The sequence below is a fragment of the Polynucleobacter sp. MWH-P3-07-1 genome (assembly GCF_018687555.1).
Taxonomy (GTDB): domain Bacteria; phylum Pseudomonadota; class Gammaproteobacteria; order Burkholderiales; family Burkholderiaceae; genus Polynucleobacter.
In genome coordinates this window covers 1,457,288-1,480,345 of the sequence record NZ_CP061296.1, presented here as the reverse complement: position 1 = coordinate 1,480,345, position 23,058 = coordinate 1,457,288, and the positions used below count along the sequence as shown (strand labels likewise).

Here is a 23,058-nt window from a genome sequence, read left to right as displayed (position 1 = left end):
TGCTGCCATTGCTTTACCGCGTCAGTATCTACTGTGCAAATGCATTTCTGGATGATCCAGCAATGCTGGCTTTTGTCTTTTGCTAAGAATCTAGCAAAGATACCTCAATTTAATATCTTGCGCTAATGGCTTCTCCCAATAGGGGGAGTCATAAAGAGTGGTTAGTATTGATTTATTAACTCATCCATCCAATCATTTTTAGGGTTTTGATCATGATTAAAAAAATACTCACGATAGCACTTGCAAGTACTTTTGCTTTGAGCCCAATGACAGGTAATGCTTGCACCAGTTTTTTATTAAAAGGTAATGATGGTGGCTTCGTATATGGCCGCACGATGGAATTCGGTTTACCTCTTAAGTCCCAACTTACCGTCATTCCTCGTAATTACCAAGCGCAAGGTGTTGGCGTAGATAGCAAGCCTGGTTCTGGCTTGAATTGGACCACCAAATATGCCGCTGTTGGAATGAATGGCTTAGGCCTGCCAGTGCTAGTCGATGGTATGAATGAAAAAGGTTTGGTAGGGGGTTTGCTGAATGCACCCAATACTGCCGAGTATCAAAAAGTAAGTCCTGCTGATTCCGCTAATAGCATCGCCTCGGTACAAATGCTGATGTATGCCTTAACGAATTTTGCGACTGTAGGTGAAGTAAAAGTCGGCTTTGAAAAGATCAAAGTGAATCGCTCAATTATTCCTGCATTTCATAATCAATCAGCACCAGTGCGGATGACTTTGCATGATGCAACAGGTAAGAGCATCGTGATTGAGTATCTCAAGGGCGAGCTAGTGATTACAGATAATCCTGTGACTGTGATGACCAATGATCCCGCCTTCAGAGATCAGCTCAATAGCATTGGTAACTACGCAAACTTGACCCCAGTTGAAAAAGATCCGATGGTGATCAATGGGGTCGCTTATGTTCCTCCTAGTTCTGGCAGTGGCTTGCATGGCTTGCCTGGCGATTACCTGAGCCCAAGTCGATTTATTCGCGCACTCTTCCTGTCAAAATCTGCACCAACGAATGTGAGTACGGATCAGCAAACCCATACGGCTTGGCATATCTTGGGTAGCTTTGATATTCCGCCTGGCGCGATTAGCTTGCCAGCAACCAATGCCTATGGTGGCGGCGCTGGTGGAATTGAGATTACTGAGTGGACTGTTGTAGCCGATAACAAAAACATGATGTACTACGTCAAAATGTTTGAGACTACGAATGTGCAGTCATTTGATATGAAGAAAATCGATTTCAATGCTAAAGATGTTAAGTACTACGATCTGAATAAACCTCAGACCTATATTCCAATTAATTAAAACGTATGTCGCAGATGTATTCCTATGAACCCAAGAATGGACATGGCTTATCCCATGATCCATTTAATGCCATTGTTGGGCCCAGGCCGATTGGGTGGATTTCTTCGCAAAGCAAAGCGGGTGTAGCCAATCTTGCTCCTTATAGTTTCTTTAATGCCTTTAACTATGTTCCACCCATCATTGGCTTTTCTAGCGTGGGCTACAAAGATACGGTCAGAAACATTGAAGAGACGGGTGAGTTTGTTTGGAACTTAGTTACCAAAGATTTGGCTGAAGTGATGAATCAATCTTCGGCCGCTTTTCCACCCGAAACCAGCGAGTTTGATGCCCTCAGTCTTGAAAAGGCTGCATCCAAATTAGTGATTCCCCCAAGAGTGGCGAAGGCTAAAGTTGCATTTGAATGTAAGTGCACCGAGATCCTTCAACTCAAAGGGATTTCAGGGGAAAAAGTGGAGACTTGGTTGGTATTGGGGGAGGTGGTGAATATTCATATCGATCAATCTTTATTAAAAGACGGTATCTATGACACTGCTACTGCAGGTCATATCCTCAGGGCTGGGGGCCGTGGTGATTACTTCACAATTGGACAAGATCAGCTCTTTGAGCTATTGAGACCTCGCTAAGAGTTGTTTTTCATCTTATAATAACTAGTTCGGCGAATTAGCTCAGCTGGTTAGAGCGACGGAATCATAATCCGCAGGTCCGGGGTTCAAATCCCTGATTCGCCACCAAATTGAAGGCCATTGCGTTGCGCAGTGGCCTTTTTCATATCTGGGGTTTAATGAATGATGGCTAAAGTTTGGAACTTTATTTTCTTTCAAGTAGGGTGGTTTGCTTGTGTTTTGGGTGCGGCCCATAACCAGGCATTCTGGGCGGTACTTGGAACCCTGCTCTATGTATTTTTTCATATATGGCAATCTGAGGATCGGAAGGCGGAGGGGGTTCTATTATGCAAAGCCTTTCTATACGGAGTGAGTGCTGACTCACTAATAATGAATTTAGGCTTTTTAGGCTTTAATGATGTTTGGCCCAGTCAATATTTATCCCCTGCCTGGATGTGGGCGCTATGGATATTGGTCGCCAGCACGATCAATGGCTCTTTGATCTGGTTAAAAGGGAGGCCCATATTGGGGGCTGCGCTGGGAGCAATTGCAGGACCCCTCTCATACGAGGCGGGAATGAAGTTGGGAGCGGGTAACTGGGGTATGGGCGACAAATTACCGGGTATGGCCCTGATATCTCTAGTGTGGGCTGTCGCTATCCCCTTATTTTTCTATTGGAATAAAACAACAAGCGACAGGGCCTGAAAGAAAAATCTGTAAATTCCTTGGCATGAGGGCTTGCAAGAACTACTGTTTTTATATACAGTAACTTCTAAGTTGTTAAACAGCCAGTAAATCTACGGGAAATAGCCCTAAACATAGCGAAAAAGGAATCAAAATGGCCTTGGATGATAAGAAAAAATCAGCCTCCTCAGAGTTTGAGGGGATGAGCGGAGACAAGCAAAAGGCGCTAACAGCAGCATTAGCGCAGATTGAAAAGCAGTTCGGCAAAGGCTCCATCATGCGATTGGGCGATGCTGAGATCAGCCAAGATATACAGGTCGTATCCAGTGGCTCATTGGGTTTAGACATTGCACTTGGGGTTGGCGGTTTAGCACGTGGTCGCGTCATCGAAATCTACGGCCCAGAATCTTCCGGTAAAACAACCTTAACCTTGCATGCCATTGCAGAAATGCAAAAGTTAGGTGGAACCTGTGCATTTATCGACGCAGAGCATGCTCTGGATGTGCAGTACGCATCTCGCTTGGGTGTGGACGTGAATAATTTACTAATCTCTCAGCCAGACACTGGTGAGCAAGCATTGGAAATTGCCGATGCATTAGTGCGCTCAGGCTCAATTGACTTAATCGTCATTGACTCCGTAGCAGCTTTAGTGCCAAGGGCAGAGATTGAAGGTGATATGGGTGATTCATTGCCAGGCTTACAGGCGCGTTTAATGAGTCAAGCATTGCGTAAATTGACTGGCGCCATTAAGCGGACCAATACAACAGTCATTTTCATTAACCAAATTCGGATGAAGATTGGTGTGATGTTTGGCTCCCCAGAAACAACAACCGGTGGTAACGCCCTGAAGTTTTACGCATCCATGCGTTTAGATATCCGCCGTATTGGCAGTATCAAAAAGGGTGACGAGGTTGTTGGTAATGAAACCCGCGTTAAGGTCGTTAAGAATAAGGTTTCACCACCATTCCGTGAAGCTATCTTTGACATCATGTACGGCGCTGGCATCTCTAGAGAAGGCGAGATTATCGACATGGGAGTTGAAGCAGATTTGGTTGAAAAGTCTGGCTCTTGGTATAGCTATAACGGCGATCGTATTGGTCAAGGTAAAGATAATGTCCGCGATTTCTTAAAAGAGAATCCAGAAATTGCTAAGGATATTGAGAGCAAAATACGTGAGAAGTTGGGTGTCAAAGCCGGTACAGCAGTAGTAGCAGATGTAATAGGCGAAGAAGAGGAAGTCGAATAATTCGATGTCTGAATTTAGCAGTAAAGCCAAACAAGGCCCGAGTTTAAAAGCTCGGGCTTTGCGCCTTTTATCTTCGAGAGAATATAGCCGTAAGGGTTTGGCTGCTAAGTTACAAGAGTCGATGGTGCGATCGATGAAAAAAAATCTATCGGCTAATGATGCTGAGCCCAAACTGGCTGCAACTGATGTAACGAAACAGATAGAGGCAGTCCTCGATGATTTTGAGGCTCGCGGCTGGCTCTCGGATGAGCGCTTTGCTGAAGCCCTTGTGCGGCGTCGAAGTGAGCGCTATGGGGCGCGCAAAATTCAGGATGAGCTCTTGCAGGCTGGGGTTGATCCCACAAAGACCAGCACCTTAATACGGGGATTAAGGGAAACCGAGCGAGAGCGGGCCCAAGAGCTTTGGCAGCGAAAGTTTGGAGTTCTGGCTGAGGATCAGAAAGAACGAGCCAGGCAGTACCGTTTTCTGGCTTCAAAGGGCTTTAGTGCCGATGTGGTGAGCAAGATTGTTGGCGGCCGTTCCCTAGACTAGGGGAATTACGGATAGATCAGGCCATCTTGCGGCGTTGCAGCATGCTAGACTTCAGAGGTCGATAAAGCCTGACAGATTTATTCAATTTGCTTGTCACAAGCATGGGTGAAAATCTCTGACTAGAGGGTGAAGTTGGCCTTACTAATCCACATCACTTCCATCAAAAGATACCGTTTCCGGAGTCATTATGAAAATTCACGAGTACCAAGGCAAAGAACTTTTGCGCCAATTTAATGTGCCAGTTCCTAATGGCATACCTGCATTTAGTGTTGATGAGGCTTTGGCTGTAGCTCAAAAACTGGGCGGACCTGTTTGGGTGGTGAAAGCGCAAATTCATGCGGGCGGCCGAGGTAAGGGCGGTGGCGTGAAGCTGGCAAAGAGCATGGATGAGGTAAAAAAATATGCTTCAGAGATTTTGGGTATGCAATTGAAGACGCATCAAACTGGGCCAGAAGGCCAGAAGGTTAACCGTCTGCTGATCGAAGATGGTGCAGATATTAAAAAAGAGTATTACTTCAGCATCGTGACTGATCGTGGCACACAAAAGAATGTGATCATGGCTTCAAGCGAAGGCGGTATGGATATTGAAGAAGTTGCTGCCACCCACCCTGAAAAAATTATTAAAGTATTTGTTGATCCCTTGATTGGCTTGACAGATGCGCAGTGCGATACGGTAGCCAAGGGGATTGGTATTCCGGATGCGTCGATACCGATGGCTCGCGATGTATTTAAAAACCTCTACAAGACTTATTGGGATACCGATGCATCCTTGGTCGAGATCAATCCACTGATTCTGGAAGGCAATGGCAAGATTAAGGCCTTAGATGCCAAATTTAACTTTGATCCAAACGCCCTGTATCGCCACCCAGAAATCGTTGCCTATCGCGATATCGACGAAGAAGATGCAGCCGAGATTGAGGCTTCTAAATTTGATCTTGCTTATATCTCTTTAGACGGCAACATTGGCTGCTTAGTGAACGGTGCCGGTCTAGCAATGGCAACGATGGATACGATTAAGTTATTCGGTGGCGAACCAGCCAACTTCTTGGATGTCGGCGGTGGTGCTACTGCTGAGAAGGTGACCGAAGCTTTTAAGATTATGCTGAAGAATAAACATGTTGAAGCAATTTTGGTCAATATTTTTGGTGGAATTATGCGTTGTGATGTGATTGCTGACGGAGTAGTAACTGCTTGTAAAGCAGTCAATCTCACTGTACCTCTAGTGGTGCGCATGAAAGGCACTAACGAAGAATTGGGTAAGAAGATTCTGGCTGAATCTGGTTTACCAATCATCAGCGCTGACTCCATGGCTGAAGCTGCAACCAAAGTTGTTGCCGCTGTTGCTAAAAACAAATAATCAGGGAACTCTGAAAATGTCTATATTGGTTAATAAAAATACTAAAGTGATTACGCAAGGAATTACCGGTAAGACCGGTCAGTTCCATACTGAAAAATGTCAGGAGTATGCCAACGGCAAGAATTGTTTTGTTGCTGGCGTAAATCCCAAAAAAGCAGGCGAGTCGATTTTCAATATTCCGATCTATGGAACTGTCAAAGAAGCTGCTCAGCAAACTGGTGCAACTACTTCAGTCATTTATGTGCCGCCCCCAGGCGCCGCCGCAGCTATTTGGGAAGCAGTAGAAGCAGATCTTGATTTTGTGATCTGCATTACTGAAGGTATTCCCGTCAGAGATATGTTGGAAGTGCGTAATAAGATGAAGGCTAAGGAAGCGGCTGGCGGTAAAAAGACTTTATTGCTGGGGCCAAATTGCCCTGGAATCATCACACCTGATGAAATTAAGATCGGCATCATGCCAGGACACATTCATAAAAAAGGTCGCATTGGGGTTGTTAGCCGCTCAGGAACTTTGACCTATGAGGCTGTGGGTCAGCTCACCGCAATCGGTTTAGGTCAATCCACTGCTGTTGGTATTGGTGGCGACCCTATCAATGGTCTAAAACATATCGACATCATGAAGATGTTTAATGAAGATCCCGATACTGATGCAGTGATCATGATTGGTGAGATTGGTGGGCCTGATGAGGCCGAAGCAGCCCGTTGGTGTAAAGACAATATGAAAAAGCCCATCGTTGGTTTTATTGCGGGTGTAACGGCTCCTCCCGGCAAGCGCATGGGTCATGCCGGTGCATTGATTTCTGGTGGAGCCGATACTGCAGATGCTAAATTGGCCGTGATGGAGGAGTGTGGCTTTAAGGTCACTAAGAATCCATCTGAGATGGCTGCTTTATTAAAGGCAATGTTGTAAAGATCTTGTTTTGACATAGGGCAGGCAAAAAAGTCTGCCCTATGACGTAGTTCATAAATAAAATAATGTAGGAGACAACATGGACTTTTCAGTTTTATCAGAAGCCCCATTCTGGACAGCTTTACTATCCATCATCGTTGCAAATATTCTCCTGTCGGGCGATAACGCCGTAGTAATTGCGATGGCCTCGCGTAATCTTGCTAAATATCAGCAAAAGCAGGCGATCTTTTGGGGCAGTGCAGCCGCTATTATTTTGCGTGTGATTTTGACTGTGACGGCAGTCCAGTTATTGGCGCTTCCTTACCTAAAAATTATTGGCGCTATCTTATTGGTCTATATCGGAGTTCAACTCTTAGCTGATAGCGGTGAGGAAGACGAGCTTCATGGACACTCTAATATTTGGGCTGCTATACGAACAATCTTAGTGGCTGATCTGGTCATGAGCCTTGATAATGTGATTGCAGTTGCTGCAGCCGCTCAAAAAGGCCCTGAGGAAACCCGGCTTGTTTTGCTGATAGTAGGGTTAGGATTGTCTATCCCATTGATTATTTTTGGTAGTACTGTTTTGCTAAAAGTCATGGATCGCTTTCCAATCATTATTACTGTTGGTGCTGGCCTGTTAGGTTTGCTTGCCGGTGGAATGTTGGTCGAAGATCCTGCGATTAAAGATTCTCTACAGGCGGCAATAGCTGATGCTCATATGATTTTTGAAGGTGTTGGAATTGTGATTGTGATCTTGCTAGGAAGTTATTTAAAAAAGAAAGAAGCTAGCAAGACCCTAGGGTAGATCATTTTAAGATTTCATATTTTTCAGAAAAGCCAGTCTTCAATACTGGCTTTTCTGACTTTAGGCGGGGTAGAAATTTCTCAGTACAGGGTAGAAGATCTTGCTTTTCACCTCAGGAGAATTTGATATGCAAAAAATAGTTCGATTGGATGATCAATTGCTTGATGAGCAAGAACGGGGATTTACCTTAATTGAGGTAATGGTGGTTGTGGCCATCATTGGAATATTAGTTGCAATAGCGGTACCGCAGTATCAAGACTATATCGCCCGTAGTCGTGTGGTTGAGGGTATGAATTTGGCTTCTAGTGCAAAACTTGCTGTAACGGAAGCTTTTGCAAGTCGTGGGACTATCTCGATGGATGAGGCCACTCAAGGGTCCTTCTCATTTAACCCAACGAGAAGCGTTAAGGAAATTGAAATTACTCGATCGGGAGCAATTGCCATTGATTTCCAAGTGAGTGTTGCGCCTGAAGGAAAGAATACTTTGCATCTCGTCCCCACAAATGATCCTGATGCAAATATCCCTAAGCCAATTGATTTATCAAAACCTGAGGGTTCAACCTGGGCAGGCGGTTGGACTTGTAGATCGGCAGAAACAAATCTATTGCCTCAGTTGCTGCCTTCAGAATGTAGAGTATCTAAATAATGAATGAGATCGCTAACAACGATCTCATTGCCTATTGATGACTGCGAGTGTCACATAAATTATGAAGATAAAATAACCTCATGAATCCTCAACTTCAGCTCATGCTTCAGCAGGCTATTGAAGCCTTTCAAGGTGGTAACTTTGAGAGAGCTGCTACGATTTTGCAAAGACTCATTCAGGTCGATCCCAAGAATCTGCCAGCCCTGCATATCTTGGGCTTAATTAGAGCCTCACAAGCCAATTTCAAAGAGGCTGCCCATTTATTAGGTAGAGCAGCCCGCATCCATCCCAATGATGCCTCCATTCAATACAACCTAGCTAAAGTCCTTAGTGATATTGGCTCAGATAATGAGTCAATCCCACACCATAAAAAAGCAGTAGAGCTGGCACCCCATAACCCAGAAGCCTGGCTCAACTATGGCAAAACAGAATCCAATCTCGGACGTCATGAAAATGCGTTGATTCATTACGATAAAGCGCTTAGCCTGGAGCCAGGTTTTGTCCAAGCGCTCTCTAATAAAAGCGCAACCCTAAGAGAACTTAGGCGCTTTGAAGATGCTTTAGCTTGTGCTGAGAAAGCCCTCGCTATTAGTCCAGATTTAGCTGAAGCTTGGTCTAATAAGGCGGTGAATTTACACGAGCTTGGATATTATGAAGAGGCAATCACTCATTACGACCAAGCCATAACTTTAAAGCCAGACGATTACGCGGCTTGGACAAATAAGGGGGTTACTTTAAAGGCCCTAAAACGTTATGAAGAGGCAATCACTCATTTTGATCAAGCCCTTGCTCTAAAGCCAGATTATCACGAAGTATTAGCGAACAAAGGGGCTGTTTTAAATGACTTAAAACTTTATAGCCAAGCTATGGCTTGCTACGATAAAGCGCTCAGTTTTAACCCTGAGTATCACCAAGGATGGCTTAATAAAGGAATCACTTTAAAGGAATTAAATCAGCCAGCGGATGCAAGAAGTGCTTTTAAAAAAGCGATTGAGTTAGTCCCTGAGTCAAATGCGGCCCACTGGGGAAAACTATTTACATCAATACCTATCATTTCCTCTTCAAATGAAAGCGTTCAATCATTAAGAGAGGTATTTATTTCTGATCTCCATAAGTTGGATAAATGGTTTTGTGATGATAGGCTTGATGGGGCACATGAAGTGGTAGGATCTACTCAACCGTTTTATTTAGCATATCAAGCGCAGAATAATAAAGATCTTCTAAATTTATATGGCTGCATTTGTCATCGGATCATGGCCCATTGGCAAAAAGTGAATATGCTGGAACGGAGCATAAAAAAAGAGAACACTAAAATTCAGATTGGGATTATTGGCGAACAAATTTGTAATCATTCTGTTTGGAATGCTATTACCAAGGGTCTATTATTAAATCTCGATACCAGTAAATTTGAGGCTCATATTTTTCATTTGGGAACTGCTGTTGATAATGAAACTCTATCTGCAAGAGATAAGGTAAAAACTTTTACTGACAATCAGTTTTCATTGCTGGGTTTATCAAAATTGATTCTTGAAAAAAATCTTGATATTTTGCTTTACCCTGAGATTGGTATGCATGCGCTAACGATGCAGTTGGCTTGTTTACGACTTGCCCCAATACAAATTGCCGCTTGGGGGCACCCCGAAACCACAGGCTTGCCAACCATTGACTATTATTTATCGGGCGAGCTCTTTGAGAGTGACTTTTCACAAGATGCTTACACTGAAACCTTAATTAAATTGCCTAACCTAGGCTGTAGTTATTCTCGGCTATCTATAAGCCCCTCAGTTATTGATCTTGAACAGTTCGGCATCAGCCGCCATGAGCCAATCTTAATATGCCCGGGAGCTCCATTTAAATACGCCCCAAAAAATGATTGGATTTTTGTTGAAATAGCGAAGCGTTTAGGTAAATGCAAGTTTATTTTTTTCAAAGATCAAAATAATTTGGCAGAAATTTTAAAAAAACGTCTCAATAATGTTTTTCAAGAATCTAACTTGGCTCTTAGTGATTATATTGTTTTCATCCCCTGGCTAAAATCAGAACAGTTTTATGGGGTTATGAAGCTTGCAGATGTATTCATGGATACCATTGGATTTTCAGGATTTAATACTGCAATGCAAGCAATTGATTGTGCACTGCCAATTGTGACTCAAGAAGGAGACTTTATGAGGGGCCGTTTTGCAAGCGGCATCCTAAAAAGAATGAAAATGCCTGAATTAATTGCAGATTCTGATCAAAGCTACATTGAATTAGTTATCCGACTTGTACAAGATAAGTTATATCACTCTCAAATTGTTAATAAGATGAATGAAATGAAACAGGTTCTATACGATGACCCAGAGCCAATTCGTGCGCTTGAAAATTTTTTATTGACTGCAGTCAAATTGTCGAGCTGAAATATCATTCCAACCAATACCTACCTTATAAAATAACAACAATGGCATCTTTAGATACAAATTCCCTAGACCAATCAATCACTATTGGAGTCTCTGCATACGGCAATCACGAAACAACCAAGCATTGCCTAAGAGTGATTCTGGATGGGCTGAAGGGAAATTATGAATTAATCTTGGTTGATGATTGCTCGCCTGATGATGGTTTAATTACTAAGCTTTTCATCGAGGCCGCCAAAGAGCACAAAAATACAAAAATTTATAGATTTGATGAGAACAAAGAATACAGCGGAAGTCTGAATTGTATTCTCTCCGAGTCTACGGGGGATAAGGTTTTTTTTGTATCAAATGATATTTTTATATCGCCTTCTTATGTAAAGGCATTATTAGAAGTTGCTGACAGTAGTCCGAATATTGGGATAGTGAGGGGCGTTTCTAATTTTGTAGATAACTGTGGAAAAAAAACTCACAACATCAACATTGTGGATAAAATCAAGCATCTAGGTGATGTTGCAACTTTTGGGGAAGAGTTATTCGAATTAGAAAAAAATTCTTATCTCGAAGAGAATTTTTTAACTGGCGATGCATTCATGACTAAAAGAGAAGTGATAACAAAAATAGGTACTTTTGACCCCCTTTTTTACGGATACTTTGCCGATCATGATTATGGAATTAGAGCAATGCGGGCTGGCTTTAAGTTAGCGGTTGCTAAAGGTGCTTTTGCTTTTCACCATAGAAATTCAAATTTTGATTATTTAGAAAAAAATGCACGAGAGAAAAAGCTGAACGCAAGATGGGCTAAGATCTACGAAAATTGGGCTCGTTTTAAACTCAAATATGATTTACCTATTGATAGAATGTATGAATTAGATATGCTTGCTCGCATGGACTGGGATTCTTTGAATACTCACGCGAAAGACTGTGTCAAACTCTATGTTCCACCTGTGGATTATTCTAAGTATCTGATTGCCTCTTGATTGGATTGATGCGATACATTACCCTTAAGCTCGATGAGGTGCAAAGTTACATGCCCCTGATACTCCACTAAGCTTAGCATTTACTTCTCCGACTTCCAATCCCCGGTCTTCCCACCACTCTTTGCTAAGAGCCTGATATCGCCCATAACCATGCCCCTATCGACTGCTTTGCACATATCGTAGATGGTGAGGAGTGCAATTTGGACTGCGGTGAGCGCCTCCATTTCAACACCGGTAGGGCCAGTAGTTTCAGCTTGCACCGTGCAATTGATGGCATTCTCTTTTGGATCTGACCCAAACTCTAGGCTGAGGTGTGTCAGGACGAGTGGATGGCATAGTGGGATTAATTCAGAGGTTTTCTTGGAGGCTTGAATCCCGGCGATTCTAGCGATTCCCAAAACATCCCCTTTTTTGTGGCTGCCCGCTGTGATCATTTGCAGAGTTTCTGCCTGCATGGAGATTCGGCCTGAGGCAATCGCAATCCGATGGGTATTAGGTTTATTTCCAACATTAACCATATGGGCTTGGCCACTGTCATCAAAATGGGTAAGTTTGTTCATGGAATAGTTTTACCATATAGGGATGGATGATATAAAAATATCGTATTTGACATCCCTTGCTCGGAGTTATCTGACCTATTTTCTTGTCATGATTCTGACGATGTCGAGTAATACGCGATTGGCATGGGGCGCCGGTACAGCGTCTACGGCCCCTCCAGGTGATGTTTCTGTAGAGGGAAATTCAACTGCGATTCAGAATATTGGGCGAGCCATGCAATCACCCGATGCCCGCTCTGCTAATTTACCAACACGCCCAGCGGCGCCAACCCAGCCCAATATTGTTCTCCCGGATATGGGTGATCCAGGCGGGGATGCACTAAGTCGGGTTGATGAGCGTAAGTACGGCGAAATGATCATGCGACAAATTCGGCCGGATCCGGACTACTCGAATGATTTACCTCTGTACGATTATCTGAATGAGATGGAAAGACGTCTCTTGCAATCCGCCAAACGTTTGCAATTGGGTGGTGCCAATGAGCAAGGCAGTGGCGCTTATCAGTATGAAATTTTTGCTGTCAAAGATAGCTCGATTAATGCTTTTGCATTGCCTGGTGGATTTATCGGCTTTCACACGGGCTTAATTGTGAGCGCCGAAACAGATTCGGAAGTAGCCTCCGTCATGGGGCACGAAACTGGCCACGTTCTACAACGACATATGGCACGTCAGTTAGATAAGCAATCGACCAATACGATGATCGCCTTGGCGGGTATGGTGTTGGGTGCTCTTGCAGCCTCGCGAAATCCCAGTGCCGCCGCTGGGCTGATACAGGGCGGTCAAGCTATTGCCGTTAATAATCAGCTTTCATATTCTCGTGATGCAGAGCGAGAGGCAGATCGAGTGGGATTTCAGATTCTGAGTGGCAGCGGTTATGACATTCATGGAGCACCAGATTTCTTTCAGCGCTTACAAAAAGCCACCGGCATTATGGATAGTGGCGTGCCTGCCTATGTTCGGACTCACCCTCTAACGACGGATCGCATCGCGGATATGCAAGATCGGGTTCGTTCTATGCCTAACCGCACCGTTCCAACAAATATTGAGTTTTACTTTATTAAAGCCCGCGCTCGACTGGAGCAGTCTGGAACAACCAGTGGACTTTATGATCTCAAGAATATTTTTGACAGCCTGAGTAAACAAGCGCAACCCGGAAAGCAAATGGAAGGTCTGTATGGCCTTGCTCTGATTGCACAACGCCAAGGCAAAATTGATCAGGCCGAAGCTTATCTTCAGGATGCTCGTAAAGTTGCCCATGCAGAAATTGCACCGAACTCTTCTGTGCAGAGACAAAGCCTATCCTTAGATATCACTGCCTCTGAGTTAGCGCTTGCCAAAGGAAAAAATGACGATGCTCTACAGATTGCGCAGGCTACCTTAAAGGCATACCCCCAATCTTATGCAGCAGGTGCCGCCCTCATCAATGCTGAGCTCAAAATGGGGCGAACCAATGAGGCAATTACATGGTTGAAGGCGCGCACTAAAGCTCAGCCAAATGAAATTCTTTGGTGGGGTCTCTTATCTCAAGCTTATGATCAGGCAAAAAATGATCCAATGCGCCATTACGCTTTAGGTGAGAAATATGCTTTAGAGGGGTCTTGGAATGCAGCAATTGAGCAGCTGAAAATTGCCAGATCAATAGGGGGATCAGATTTTTACCAAGCCTCTATGATCGATGCTCGCTTAAGAGATATGCAGAGACGTTTTCAGGAAGAGCAAAAAGATCTGGGTAAAACCAGTGGTTAGTATTGAATAGATTTAGTGTAGACCGTGCAGAGTCGTAGGCGCATCAAAAGTATCTTCAGTAGAGTGGCTGGCATGTAAATGAGCAATTCGCCATCCTTGACTATCTTGTAGCAATACCAATGTAATGTTCAGAAAGAAAGCCGCTTCAATTTGATCTGCTTTCAAATGGACGGCTTCAGTGGTGTCATAAATTGCTGCACCCAGAATTGTGTGATTAATGCATGCAATTGGCTCCAGAAATAAGGGCTGTTTGGACAACAATCTCTCAAGGCCATCCCGAATTTCTGCATGACCCGTTAGGCGCTGACCTTCTGGTAAAACGCAAGTAATAGAATCATCATCAAGCCAAATGTCGAGAGCAGTTTGCACATCCCGATTTCTGAGGGCCTCACGCCAAGCATCAACCACATCATCTGCGTTATGAAAGAGTCTGGCAAGTTTTGACATGATGGCTTTCTGACTGAGTTCTTATTCTGCGGTAATGCTATTAAACACCTGTTCTGGGGAAATTCCCTTTAGGCATTTTAGATGCCCCAAAGGACATTCTCTGCGATGACAAGGGCTACAGGGTAAGTTCAGCCAAATGACTTTTGCCTTACTGGATAGAGGCGGTGTATGTTTGGGGTCACTAGATCCGAAGATGGCAATTTGCGGCTTCTGAAGGGCTGCTGCAATGTGCATTAACCCGGAGTCATTGCTAATCACAGTCTTGCTGAGACCAATGACTGCCATCGCTTCATCAAGCGAGGTCTCTCCGCACCAGTTATGAATTCTGTCCGGATTTTGCTGAGCAATGATTTGACCTGAGTGATGATCGCTCTGGCTGCCTAATAAAATAATTTGATTCTCGATGTTTTGACCCAATACCTTTTCGGCGAGTGCTGCAAAGTAATCTGCTGGCCAGCGCTTAGTGACACCATATTCTGCACCGGGACAAAAGATATACAGTGCATGTGGTTTGATATTGGCACGTGCTAATTTATCTTGCGTGGTGTGAGTGATTTCGGCAGAGCTTTGTAAGCTGGGAACTGGCGATCCTGTATTTTGGGCTTGCCCCTCGTTATTAAGAAGATGGGCTAGGGCTAAATAGCGCTCAACCATCGGAGGCCGCTCTGTTTTGCTTGGATTGTTCAGTGCAAAATTAATGAGACCAAAGCGTGCTTCACCACGATAACCAAGACGAAAAGGAATGTTTGCTAGCCATGGAATCAGTGCGGATTTAAAGCTATTAGGCAAGACATAGCAAGCCTGATAAGACTTTACTTTCAAGTCTTGCGCTAATTGCCTACGCAAGGCCCATTGCAGTTTTTTGTGTTCAAGCGGGGCTTCAATGACAGAATGAATTTCTGGGCATGCTCGGTATATTGGGGCTACCCATGGAGTAGCCAAAACATCAATTTGTGACTTGGGGTAATTGAGCTTAAGTGCCGCCAAAAAAGGCTGAGACATAACAGCGTCTCCAATCCAGTTGGGGGCAATGATCAGAATACGGTGCATAAGAGGGTATCCCGATGACGCATCTCAATATTGGTGGAGATGCGAATGGATTTAGTGCCCGCGGGGCGCTGTTCCAGGAATGAGTTTGTATTCGGTGCCACAGTAGGGGCACTTCGCTTCGCCGGTATCAGTGATATCCAAAAAGACTCGTGGATGAGAGTTCCAACTTGGAGTTTTATTCGTTGGACAGTGCAAAGGAAGATCTTTGCCGTCCACCATCACAATATTTGCTTCACTCATATGATTTCCCAATGATTGAAATGATTACTTTACGTAGGTTAGCCAAGATTGATAACGATCATTTTTCCCATAAACCGCGGAAAAGTAAGTGTCTTGAATTTTGGCAGTAATCGGACCTTTTTTGCCATCACCGATGGTGCGATCATCTAATTCACGAATCGGCGTTACTTCAGCAGCAGTACCAGTAAAGAAGGCTTCATCAGCAGAGTAGATTTCATCTCGCGTGATGCGCTTCTCTTTTACCTCGTAGCCAAGGTCTTTGGCAATCTGCATCACGGATTCGCGAGTGATGCCCTCAAGGCAAGAGGCCAGGTCCGGGGTGTAAATCACTCCATTACGAACCATAAACAAGTTCTCTCCAGAGCCTTCCGAAACATAACCCTCAATGTCTAGTAGAAGGGCTTCGTCGTAACCATTGGCGGTAACTTCTTGGTTAGCTAGGATAGAGTTAATGTAGTAGCCAGATGCTTTTGCTCTGACCAAGGAAGAATTGACATGGTGGCGGGTAAAAGACGAGGTTTTAACTCGGATACCCTTGTTGAGGCCATCCTCGCCTAGATATGCACCCCATTCCCAAGCTGCAATTGAGGTATGAATCGTATTGCCCTTGGGGGAGATCCCAAGCTTTTCGGAGCCAATGAAAACGATGGGTCGAATATAGCAAGACTCTAATTTATTGCTACTGACGACTTCTTGAATCCCTTGACCAATTTGCTCAGCACTAAAGGGCAGTTTCATCTGGAATATCTTGGTGCCATTGATCAAGCGCTTAACATGGTCTGATAGGCGAAAAATAGCAGTTCCTTGAGGGGTTTTATAGGCTCTGATGCCTTCGAATACGCTCATGCCGTAATGCAGGCTGTGAGTCAGGACATGAATATTGGCCTCGCGCCATGGGATTAGTTTCCCATCGGACCAAATAAAGCCATCGCGGTCAGACATCGACATGTTTTCTACCTTTTATTCCAGATCAGTCTAGGTTAAGTGGAAGGCGCGCTAAATGGGTTAATTCCCGGATTCGGAATGCCTTCGAAACCTTATTGTAGAGCAGGTAGGCCAAATCTCTGGGTGGGTGGGAACTTGGAGGATTTAGAATGGAGAACTACCCATAAACCGATCCAATACAGCCTTTATTTTCTATGTCAGATACCCTTTTTAAAGTGAAACGCTTGAGTGACTTGGCCGCAGCCGGTTTACTGAAGGGAAAACGGGTCCTGATTCGGTCTGACCTGAACGTTCCTCAGGATGAGGCAGGCAATATTACAGAGGACACTCGGATTCGGGCATCGATGCCCGCGGTACAAATTTGTTTAGACGCGGGGGCTGCAGTAATGGTGACCTCACATCTGGGGCGCCCAACCGAGGGCGAATTTAAACCTGAAGATAGCTTGGCTCCTGTGGCTCATCGAATTGCCGAGTTACTCAATCGCAAAGTTCCTTTAATTAGTGATTGGGTTGATGGTGGTTTTGAGCTTGCACCTGGTGATTTGGTATTGCTGGAAAACTGTCGTTTGAATGTGGGCGAAAAGAAAAATACGGATGCGCTATCTAAAAAGATTGCGGCATTGTGTGATGTCTATGTAAACGATGCCTTTGGAACTGCGCACCGAGCAGAAGCTACAACGTATGGTGTTGCTAAATTTGCACCCGTTGCGTGCGCAGGTCCGCTGATGGCAGCAGAGTTAGATGCACTCAGTCGGGCCTTGGCTGATCCAAAGCGCCCGCTAGTTGCGATTGTTGCTGGTTCAAAGGTCTCATCGAAGTTAACGATTCTTAAAGCCTTATCTGCAAAAGTAGATGAGCTGATTGTGGGTGGTGGAATTGCAAATACCTTTATGTTGGCCAAAGGGTTGCCGATCGGTAAATCGCTTGCTGAGCCAGACTTAGTGAATGAGGCCAAAGAAATCATGGAGCTCATGGAAAAGCGCGGCGCACATGTACCTATTCCTGAGGATGTTGTGGTGGCGAATGAACTCTCTCCCTTAGCCCGCGCTAATCGTGTTCCTGCTGATCAAGTTGCAGAAGACGACATGATTTTGGATATTGGGCCTAAGACTGCTGCGAGACTATCGATTATGTTGGCGCATGCAGGGACGATAGTTTGGAATGGCCCGCTCGGCGTATTCGAGATTGATCAATTCGGTGGCGGTACAAAGATGCTGGCTGCGGCGATTGCTCACTCCCCAGCGTTTTCAATCGCTGGTGGCGGCGATACTCTGGCTGCAATTGCAAAATATGGCATTGAGAACCAAGTTGACTATATTTCTACTGGAGGCGGCGCTTTCTTGGAGTTCCTCGAAGGTAAAACCTTGCCCGCCTTTGAGGTTCTGGCTGAAAGAGCGAAAGAGTAAGCATGTTAAGAGCAACTAAGATCATTGCTACCTTAGGGCCAGCCTCTGAAAAGCCAGAAGTCTTAAGAGAGATGATTCTGGCTGGCGTGGATGTGGTGAGAATGAATTTCTCACACGGCACGATTGCTGACCACAAGGCGCGTCACGATTTAGTACGCAGTATTTCAGCTGAGCTTGGTAAAGAGGTCGGCATCATGGCAGACCTACAGGGCCCCAAGATTCGGGTTGGTAAGTTTGCAGAAAACAAAATTCAACTCAAAGAGGGCGCTGACTTTATCTTGGACGTCAATTGTCAGTTGGGCAATCAAGATCGTGTCGGCCTCGATTACAAAGAGCTACCTAGCGATGTCCAGCCCAATGATCGACTCTTATTAAACGACGGCTTAGTCGTATTGCGTGTGCAAAGCGTAAACGGCGGTGAAATTCTGACTCGCGTTGAGCAGGGCGGCCCTTTATCCAATAACAAAGGAATTAACCGCGCTGGTGGTGGCCTGACTGCTCCTGCATTAACTGAAAAAGATATTGTCGACTTGGATGCAGCTATCGCTATGGGCGTGGATTTTCTGGCAATTAGCTTTCCAAAAGATGGTGCTGATATGGCCTATGCCCGCAAGCTAGCGGATGCTGCTAGCGCTAAACATCAGGTCGGTAGAGTCAAAACGATTGCTAAGGTAGAGCGCGCCGAAGCGATTGAAACCGATGCATTACTTGGCATTATTCAGGAGAGCGATGGAATTATGGTTGCGCGCGGAGATTTGGCGATTGAGGTTGGCAACCCTGCGGTACCAGCATTGCAAAAACGCATGATCACATTGGCGCGCGAGGCAGATAAGTTTACGATCACCGCAACCCAAATGATGGAGTCGATGATTAATGCTCCCGTTCCAACGCGGGCAGAGGTGAGCGATGTAGCCAATGCCGTCTTAGATGGAACTGACGCTGTCATGCTATCTGCAGAATCTGCGGCTGGAATGTACCCAGTGCAAACGATTAAGGCGATGGCAGAGATTTGTGTTGAAGCTGAGAAATCAGATAATGTGAAGTTGGATACAGACTTTTTGGACCAAACCTTCAGTCGTATTGATCAAACGATCGCTCTTGGAGCTTTGTTCACAGCCCATCATCTCAATGCAAAAGCCATCGCAGCTTTAACTGACTCTGGTTCTACTCCAATTTGGATGAGTCGTCACAATATCCATGTGCCGATCTATGCGCTCACCTCCAAGATTGCGACACAGCGTGCTCTGAGTACTTATCGCAATGTCATTCCCCTGAGCTTGAACTACAGCTCTGACCGTGAAACAGCTTTGAGTGAAGTGGAGTCATGTCTAAAGAGTGTCGGGGCTGTTAATGAGGGCGATACCGTGGTTTTAACTTCTGGTGAGCCTATGGGTCAACCTGGTGGGACCAATACTCTCAAAATTATTCACGTAAAGTAAGCTATTTAATTAACCACTTAACCTTAGATTAAGAGAACAAACTATGTCTTTAGTTTCAATGCGCCAACTTTTGGATCATGCCGCAGAAAATGGCTACGGTTTACCAGCCTTTAATGTAAACAACCTTGAGCAGGTTCAAGCCATCATGGAAGCTGCCAACGAAGTTGGCTCCCCAGTCATCATGCAAGCCTCAGCAGGAGCCCGAAAATATGCTGGCGAAGCCTTTTTAAGACACCTCATCTCTGCTGCGGTAGAGGCATATCCCCATATTCCAGTTGTGATGCACCAAGACCATGGACAAAGTCCTGCAGTGTGTATGGCTGCCATTAAGAGTGGCTTCACCAGTGTGATGATGGATGGTTCCCTCGAGGCAGACGGCAAGTCCGTTGCCAGCTATGAATACAACGTCAATGTCTCAAAAGAGGTGGTGAAGTTTTCCCACTCCATTGGTGTCACGGTAGAGGCTGAATTGGGCGTCTTAGGCTCTTTGGAGACAATGAAAGGCGATAAAGAAGACGGTCACGGCGCTGACGGAATGATGACGCGTGAGCAGTTGCTTACCGATGTCGAGCAAGCTGCTGATTTTGTGAAAGCCACCCAATGCGATGCTTTGGCAATTGCGATTGGAACCAGTCATGGCGCTTATAAATTTACGAAGAAGCCAACCGGTGACATTTTGGCAATAGAGCGGATTAAAGAAATTCATACTCGTATTCCAAATACGCATTTGGTGATGCATGGTTCATCTAGTGTGCCCCAAGAATTATTAGCTGAGATTCGTGAGTTTGGTGGTGATATGAAAGAAACTTATGGTGTTCCTGTTGAAGAAATTCAAGAAGGTATTAAGAACGGCGTACGTAAAATTAATATTGATACCGATATTCGTTTGGCGATGACTGGTGCAATTCGTCGTTACTTATTTGAAAATCCCAGTAAGTTTGACCCACGTGATTACTTAAAGCCTGCGCGTGAAGCAGCTAAGAAAGTCTGTATTGCTCGCTTCGAAGCCTTTGGCTCAGCTGGACAGGCTGCGAAAATCAAGCCCATTTCGCTAGAGAAAATGGCTGAGCGCTATCGCAGTGGTGAATTAGCCCAAATCGTAAAGTGAAAATTTAATGCCTGCTCTGTATTCCACTTCTATTCAATCCTTGCCTCTGCTGTCAAAGGGTAAGGTACGTGATGTTTATGCTGTGGGCGATGATAAGTTGCTCATGATTACCACCGATCGCTTATCTGCTTTTGATGTGGTGATGGGTCAGCCTATTCCTGAGAAGGGCATTGTGCTCAATCAAATGGCTAATTTTTGGTTCGATAAATTAGTAAATGTCATTCCAAATCATCTCACCGGTATTGATCCAGCTTCGGTTGTCGCTCCTAATGAAGTAGAACAAGTTCAGGGTCGTGCGGTTGTGGCCAAGCGTCTTAAGCCAATTTTGGTTGAGGCGGTTGTGCGTGGTTATTTGGCAGGAAGTGGTTGGAAGGATTATCAAGAGACAGGCAAGGTTTGCGGTATTACTTTGCCTGCAGGTTTAGAGAATGCGCAGAAGCTGCCTGAACCCATTTTTACCCCTGCTGCAAAAGCCGAAATTGGTGAGCACGATGAAAATATTTCTTTTGAGCAAGTGATTGAACTCATTGGCGAGAAGCTTGCCAAGCAAATCCGCGACGTTAGCATTCGTTTGTATCAAGAGGCCTCTGAATATGCTGCAAGTCGCGGCATCATTATTGCGGATACCAAGTTTGAGTTTGGACTTGATGCAAATGGTGATCTAGTCTTGATGGATGAAATCCTGACAGCTGATTCTTCTCGCTTCTGGCCTGCTGAAACCTATCATGTGGGCTCCAATCCCCCTTCCTATGACAAGCAGTTTGTCCGGGACTGGCTAGAGACTGCTCAGCTTAATGGCAAGCCTTGGGCCAAGAGCCCTCCAGCCCCAGAGTTGCCAGTAGCTGTGATTGAACAAACTGCTCAAAAGTACCGTGAGGCGCTAGCGCGTTTGACCCAAGCAGGCTAAGTTCACCTAGCAAAACCCAGTAAAAGGCTGGGATAATAGAAACTTATTCAAGAAATTAGCTCCGGAGAAGTAAATGAGTGAGAAGTTGGGCAAAAAACCAGTAGTCGGAATCGTGATGGGCTCCAATTCAGATTGGGACACCATGCAACACGCTGCTCAAATGCTAGATTCATTTGGTATCGCTCACGAAGCCAAAGTCTTATCCGCTCATCGCATGCCTGATGATATGTTTCAGTATGCAGAGCAAGCACGTCATAACGGCCTGCAAGCCATTATTGCTGGTGCCGGCGGCGCTGCTCATTTACCAGGCATGTTGGCTTCAAAGACAATCGTTCCAGTTTATGGTGTTCCGGTGGCTAGTAAGTATCTTCGTGGCGAGGATTCCCTCTTTTCGATTGTGCAAATGCCTAAAGGGATTCCTGTGGCTACTTTTGCTATTGGTGAGGCTGGTGCGGCCAATGCTGCTTTACATGTCATCGCAAACTTAGCAATTTCAGATCCAGCTTTGGCGCAGCAGCTAGAGGCTTTTCGCGCCAAACAATCTGAAACTGCGCGTTCAATGAATCTGCCAGGATATTAAATCAGATGGTTCAGCGTTTAGAGCCCGTTTTGCCGGGCTCCTATCTTGGAATTTTAGGTGGTGGTCAACTCGGTCGAATGTTTACCCAAGCTGCTCAAGCAATGGGTTACAAAGTTTGCGTATTAGACCCGGATGCTGATAGTCCCGCTGGATCGATCGCAGAAAAATTTATTCAGGCTGACTATGGAGACTTAAAAGCACTCACAGAAATGGCATTACTTTGTGCTTCTGTCAGCACTGAGTTTGAAAATGTGCCTGCACAAGCTTTAGATCAGCTTGAATCTCTGGGCGCTTTTGTTGCGCCTAGAAGCGCCTGCGTATCCCTGGCGCAAAACCGCATTGCTGAAAAAAAATTCTTAGCTACTTGGAAGGCTGAAACCAATATTGGCCCTGCACCGCATTTTGTGATTGAGCATGATGCCGATATCGCACAGGTGCCTGCAGATTTATTACCCGGAATTTTGAAGACTGCCCGAATGGGTTACGACGGTAAAGGTCAAATCACCGTTCAAAATGCTGCAGAGTTAAATGCTGCTTGGAATCAGTTTGCACGCGTGCCTTGTGTATTAGAAAAGCGCATGGATTTAGATTTTGAGGTTTCAGCTCTTGCAGTACGAGGCCATGACGATACCGTAGTGGTTTATCCAGTTTCACAGAATATTCACCGTGACGGTATTTTGCATACCTCTACAGTTCCAGCACCATCATTACAGTCAGAGCAAGAAAAGAAAATTGTTGAGGCTGCCAAAGCACTCATTCGAAAAATTGATTATGTTGGGGTTTTGTGTATTGAGTTTTTTGTGTTGAAGAACGGTGAAATCATCGCCAATGAAATTGCCCCGCGCCCCCATAATTCCGGACACTATACGATGGATGCCTGCATTAGCAGTCAGTTCGAACAGCAGGTCCGAGCAATGGCTCGCCTTCCTTTGGGCGATACACGATTGCTGGCCCCTGTTTCGATGCTCAACTTATTGGGTGATCTCTGGTTTGAGGGGATTGATGATCAAGCTAAAGAGCCGGCATGGAATAAGGTATTAGGTCACTCAGACGCAAAATTACATCTTTATGGCAAGTCGGTTCCCCGTATCGGTAGAAAAATGGGACACGTTAATTGTCTCGGTGAGACTTTGGACGACGCCAGAGCAACTTGCGCTGCAGTTGCTTCAGAATTGGGAATTGAGCCGTAGG

23 protein-coding genes and 1 tRNA gene are annotated in these 23,058 nt (G+C 45.1%); 19 read left to right on the top strand and 5 right to left on the bottom strand.

What is annotated here, in order from left to right:
* The first annotated feature begins 212 nt into the window (after positions 1-212).
* The 12 genes from ICU98_RS07675 (at position 213) to ICU98_RS07620 (ending at position 11,444) form a co-directional block, all read left to right on the top strand.
* The gene (locus ICU98_RS07675) at positions 213-1,310 is read left to right on the top strand and encodes a linear amide C-N hydrolase (protein WP_215336291.1); all 1,098 of its coding nucleotides are present in this window, start codon (positions 213-215) and stop codon (positions 1,308-1,310) included.
* Between the two features lie 5 nt (positions 1,311-1,315).
* On the top strand, positions 1,316-1,933 hold the full coding sequence (locus ICU98_RS07670; protein ID WP_215351922.1) for a flavin reductase family protein: 618 nt from the start codon (positions 1,316-1,318) through the stop codon (positions 1,931-1,933).
* A gap of 31 nt (positions 1,934-1,964) precedes the next feature.
* A tRNA-Met gene (locus tag ICU98_RS07665) sits at positions 1,965-2,041 on the top strand.
* Positions 2,042-2,095: 54 nt separating this feature from the next.
* Positions 2,096-2,617, top strand: coding sequence for a DUF2878 domain-containing protein (locus tag ICU98_RS07660; protein WP_251365331.1), 522 nt, complete (start codon positions 2,096-2,098; stop codon positions 2,615-2,617).
* A 139-nt stretch (positions 2,618-2,756) separates the two neighbouring features.
* Positions 2,757-3,842 carry a recombinase RecA gene (gene recA, locus ICU98_RS07655; protein ID WP_371818449.1) on the top strand — a complete coding sequence of 362 codons (1,086 nt, stop codon included), beginning with the start codon at positions 2,757-2,759 and terminating at the stop codon, positions 3,840-3,842.
* Between the two features lie 4 nt (positions 3,843-3,846).
* Complete coding sequence (recX, locus tag ICU98_RS07650; RefSeq protein WP_215351919.1) at positions 3,847-4,374, top strand: recombination regulator RecX; 528 nt, start codon at positions 3,847-3,849, stop codon at positions 4,372-4,374.
* A 187-nt stretch (positions 4,375-4,561) separates the two neighbouring features.
* Positions 4,562-5,731: an ADP-forming succinate--CoA ligase subunit beta gene (gene sucC / locus ICU98_RS07645; RefSeq protein WP_215351916.1), complete on the top strand. Its 1,170-nt coding sequence runs from the start codon at positions 4,562-4,564 to the stop codon at positions 5,729-5,731.
* A 16-nt stretch (positions 5,732-5,747) separates the two neighbouring features.
* Positions 5,748-6,641, top strand: a complete 894-nt coding sequence (gene sucD / locus ICU98_RS07640) for a succinate--CoA ligase subunit alpha (RefSeq protein ID WP_215336282.1) — start codon at positions 5,748-5,750, stop codon at positions 6,639-6,641.
* A gap of 79 nt (positions 6,642-6,720) precedes the next feature.
* The gene (locus tag ICU98_RS07635; protein ID WP_215351913.1) at positions 6,721-7,428 is read left to right on the top strand and encodes a TerC family protein; all 708 of its coding nucleotides are present in this window, start codon (positions 6,721-6,723) and stop codon (positions 7,426-7,428) included.
* A 127-nt stretch (positions 7,429-7,555) separates the two neighbouring features.
* Positions 7,556-8,074: a pilin gene (locus tag ICU98_RS07630; RefSeq protein WP_215351910.1), complete on the top strand. Its 519-nt coding sequence runs from the start codon at positions 7,556-7,558 to the stop codon at positions 8,072-8,074.
* Positions 8,075-8,154: 80 nt separating this feature from the next.
* Entirely contained in the window at positions 8,155-10,470 is a 2,316-nt protein-coding gene (locus ICU98_RS07625) for a glycosyltransferase family 41 protein (RefSeq protein ID WP_215351908.1), read from the top strand.
* 41 nt (positions 10,471-10,511) lie between these two features.
* Entirely contained in the window at positions 10,512-11,444 is a 933-nt protein-coding gene (locus tag ICU98_RS07620; protein WP_215336275.1) for a glycosyltransferase family 2 protein, read from the top strand.
* A gap of 80 nt (positions 11,445-11,524) precedes the next feature.
* Here the strand turns inward: ICU98_RS07620 and moaC are convergent, their stop codons facing one another.
* The gene (gene moaC / locus ICU98_RS07615) at positions 11,525-12,004 is read right to left on the bottom strand and encodes a cyclic pyranopterin monophosphate synthase MoaC (RefSeq protein ID WP_215351905.1); all 480 of its coding nucleotides are present in this window, start codon (positions 12,002-12,004) and stop codon (positions 11,525-11,527) included.
* A 22-nt stretch (positions 12,005-12,026) separates the two neighbouring features.
* Between moaC and ICU98_RS07610 the strand changes: the two genes are divergently transcribed.
* On the top strand, positions 12,027-13,745 hold the full coding sequence (locus tag ICU98_RS07610; RefSeq protein ID WP_251365330.1) for a M48 family metalloprotease: 1,719 nt from the start codon (positions 12,027-12,029) through the stop codon (positions 13,743-13,745).
* Positions 13,746-13,757: 12 nt separating this feature from the next.
* Here ICU98_RS07610 and ICU98_RS07605 read toward each other — a convergent pair whose 3' ends face one another.
* The 4 genes from ICU98_RS07605 to ICU98_RS07590 are packed head-to-tail and all read right to left on the bottom strand — an operon-like array spanning position 13,758 to position 16,430.
* Positions 13,758-14,192, bottom strand: a complete 435-nt coding sequence (locus ICU98_RS07605) for a nuclear transport factor 2 family protein (protein WP_215351903.1) — start codon at positions 14,190-14,192, stop codon at positions 13,758-13,760.
* A 21-nt stretch (positions 14,193-14,213) separates the two neighbouring features.
* Positions 14,214-15,242, bottom strand: a complete 1,029-nt coding sequence (gene waaF / locus ICU98_RS07600) for a lipopolysaccharide heptosyltransferase II (RefSeq protein WP_215351901.1) — start codon at positions 15,240-15,242, stop codon at positions 14,214-14,216.
* 51 nt (positions 15,243-15,293) lie between these two features.
* Complete coding sequence (locus tag ICU98_RS07595; protein WP_215351899.1) at positions 15,294-15,482, bottom strand: zinc-finger domain-containing protein; 189 nt, start codon at positions 15,480-15,482, stop codon at positions 15,294-15,296.
* A gap of 24 nt (positions 15,483-15,506) precedes the next feature.
* Positions 15,507-16,430, bottom strand: a complete 924-nt coding sequence (locus ICU98_RS07590; protein ID WP_215336265.1) for a branched-chain amino acid transaminase — start codon at positions 16,428-16,430, stop codon at positions 15,507-15,509.
* 191 nt (positions 16,431-16,621) lie between these two features.
* Between ICU98_RS07590 and ICU98_RS07585 the strand changes: the two genes are divergently transcribed.
* From ICU98_RS07585 to ICU98_RS07560, 6 genes are all read left to right on the top strand, one after another.
* Positions 16,622-17,833: a phosphoglycerate kinase gene (locus tag ICU98_RS07585; protein ID WP_215351897.1), complete on the top strand. Its 1,212-nt coding sequence runs from the start codon at positions 16,622-16,624 to the stop codon at positions 17,831-17,833.
* Positions 17,834-17,835: 2 nt separating this feature from the next.
* Complete coding sequence (gene pyk, locus ICU98_RS07580; RefSeq protein ID WP_215351895.1) at positions 17,836-19,272, top strand: pyruvate kinase; 1,437 nt, start codon at positions 17,836-17,838, stop codon at positions 19,270-19,272.
* Positions 19,273-19,315: 43 nt separating this feature from the next.
* Positions 19,316-20,380 carry a class II fructose-bisphosphate aldolase gene (gene fba, locus ICU98_RS07575; protein WP_215336259.1) on the top strand — a complete coding sequence of 355 codons (1,065 nt, stop codon included), beginning with the start codon at positions 19,316-19,318 and terminating at the stop codon, positions 20,378-20,380.
* 7 nt (positions 20,381-20,387) lie between these two features.
* Positions 20,388-21,287 (top strand): phosphoribosylaminoimidazolesuccinocarboxamide synthase, encoded by a 900-nt coding sequence (locus tag ICU98_RS07570; protein ID WP_215351893.1) that lies wholly within the window; start codon positions 20,388-20,390, stop codon positions 21,285-21,287.
* Between the two features lie 73 nt (positions 21,288-21,360).
* Positions 21,361-21,867 carry a 5-(carboxyamino)imidazole ribonucleotide mutase gene (gene purE, locus ICU98_RS07565; RefSeq protein ID WP_215351890.1) on the top strand — a complete coding sequence of 169 codons (507 nt, stop codon included), beginning with the start codon at positions 21,361-21,363 and terminating at the stop codon, positions 21,865-21,867.
* A gap of 5 nt (positions 21,868-21,872) precedes the next feature.
* Entirely contained in the window at positions 21,873-23,057 is a 1,185-nt protein-coding gene (locus ICU98_RS07560; protein WP_215351887.1) for a 5-(carboxyamino)imidazole ribonucleotide synthase, read from the top strand.
* Position 23,058: the final 1 nt, after the last annotated feature.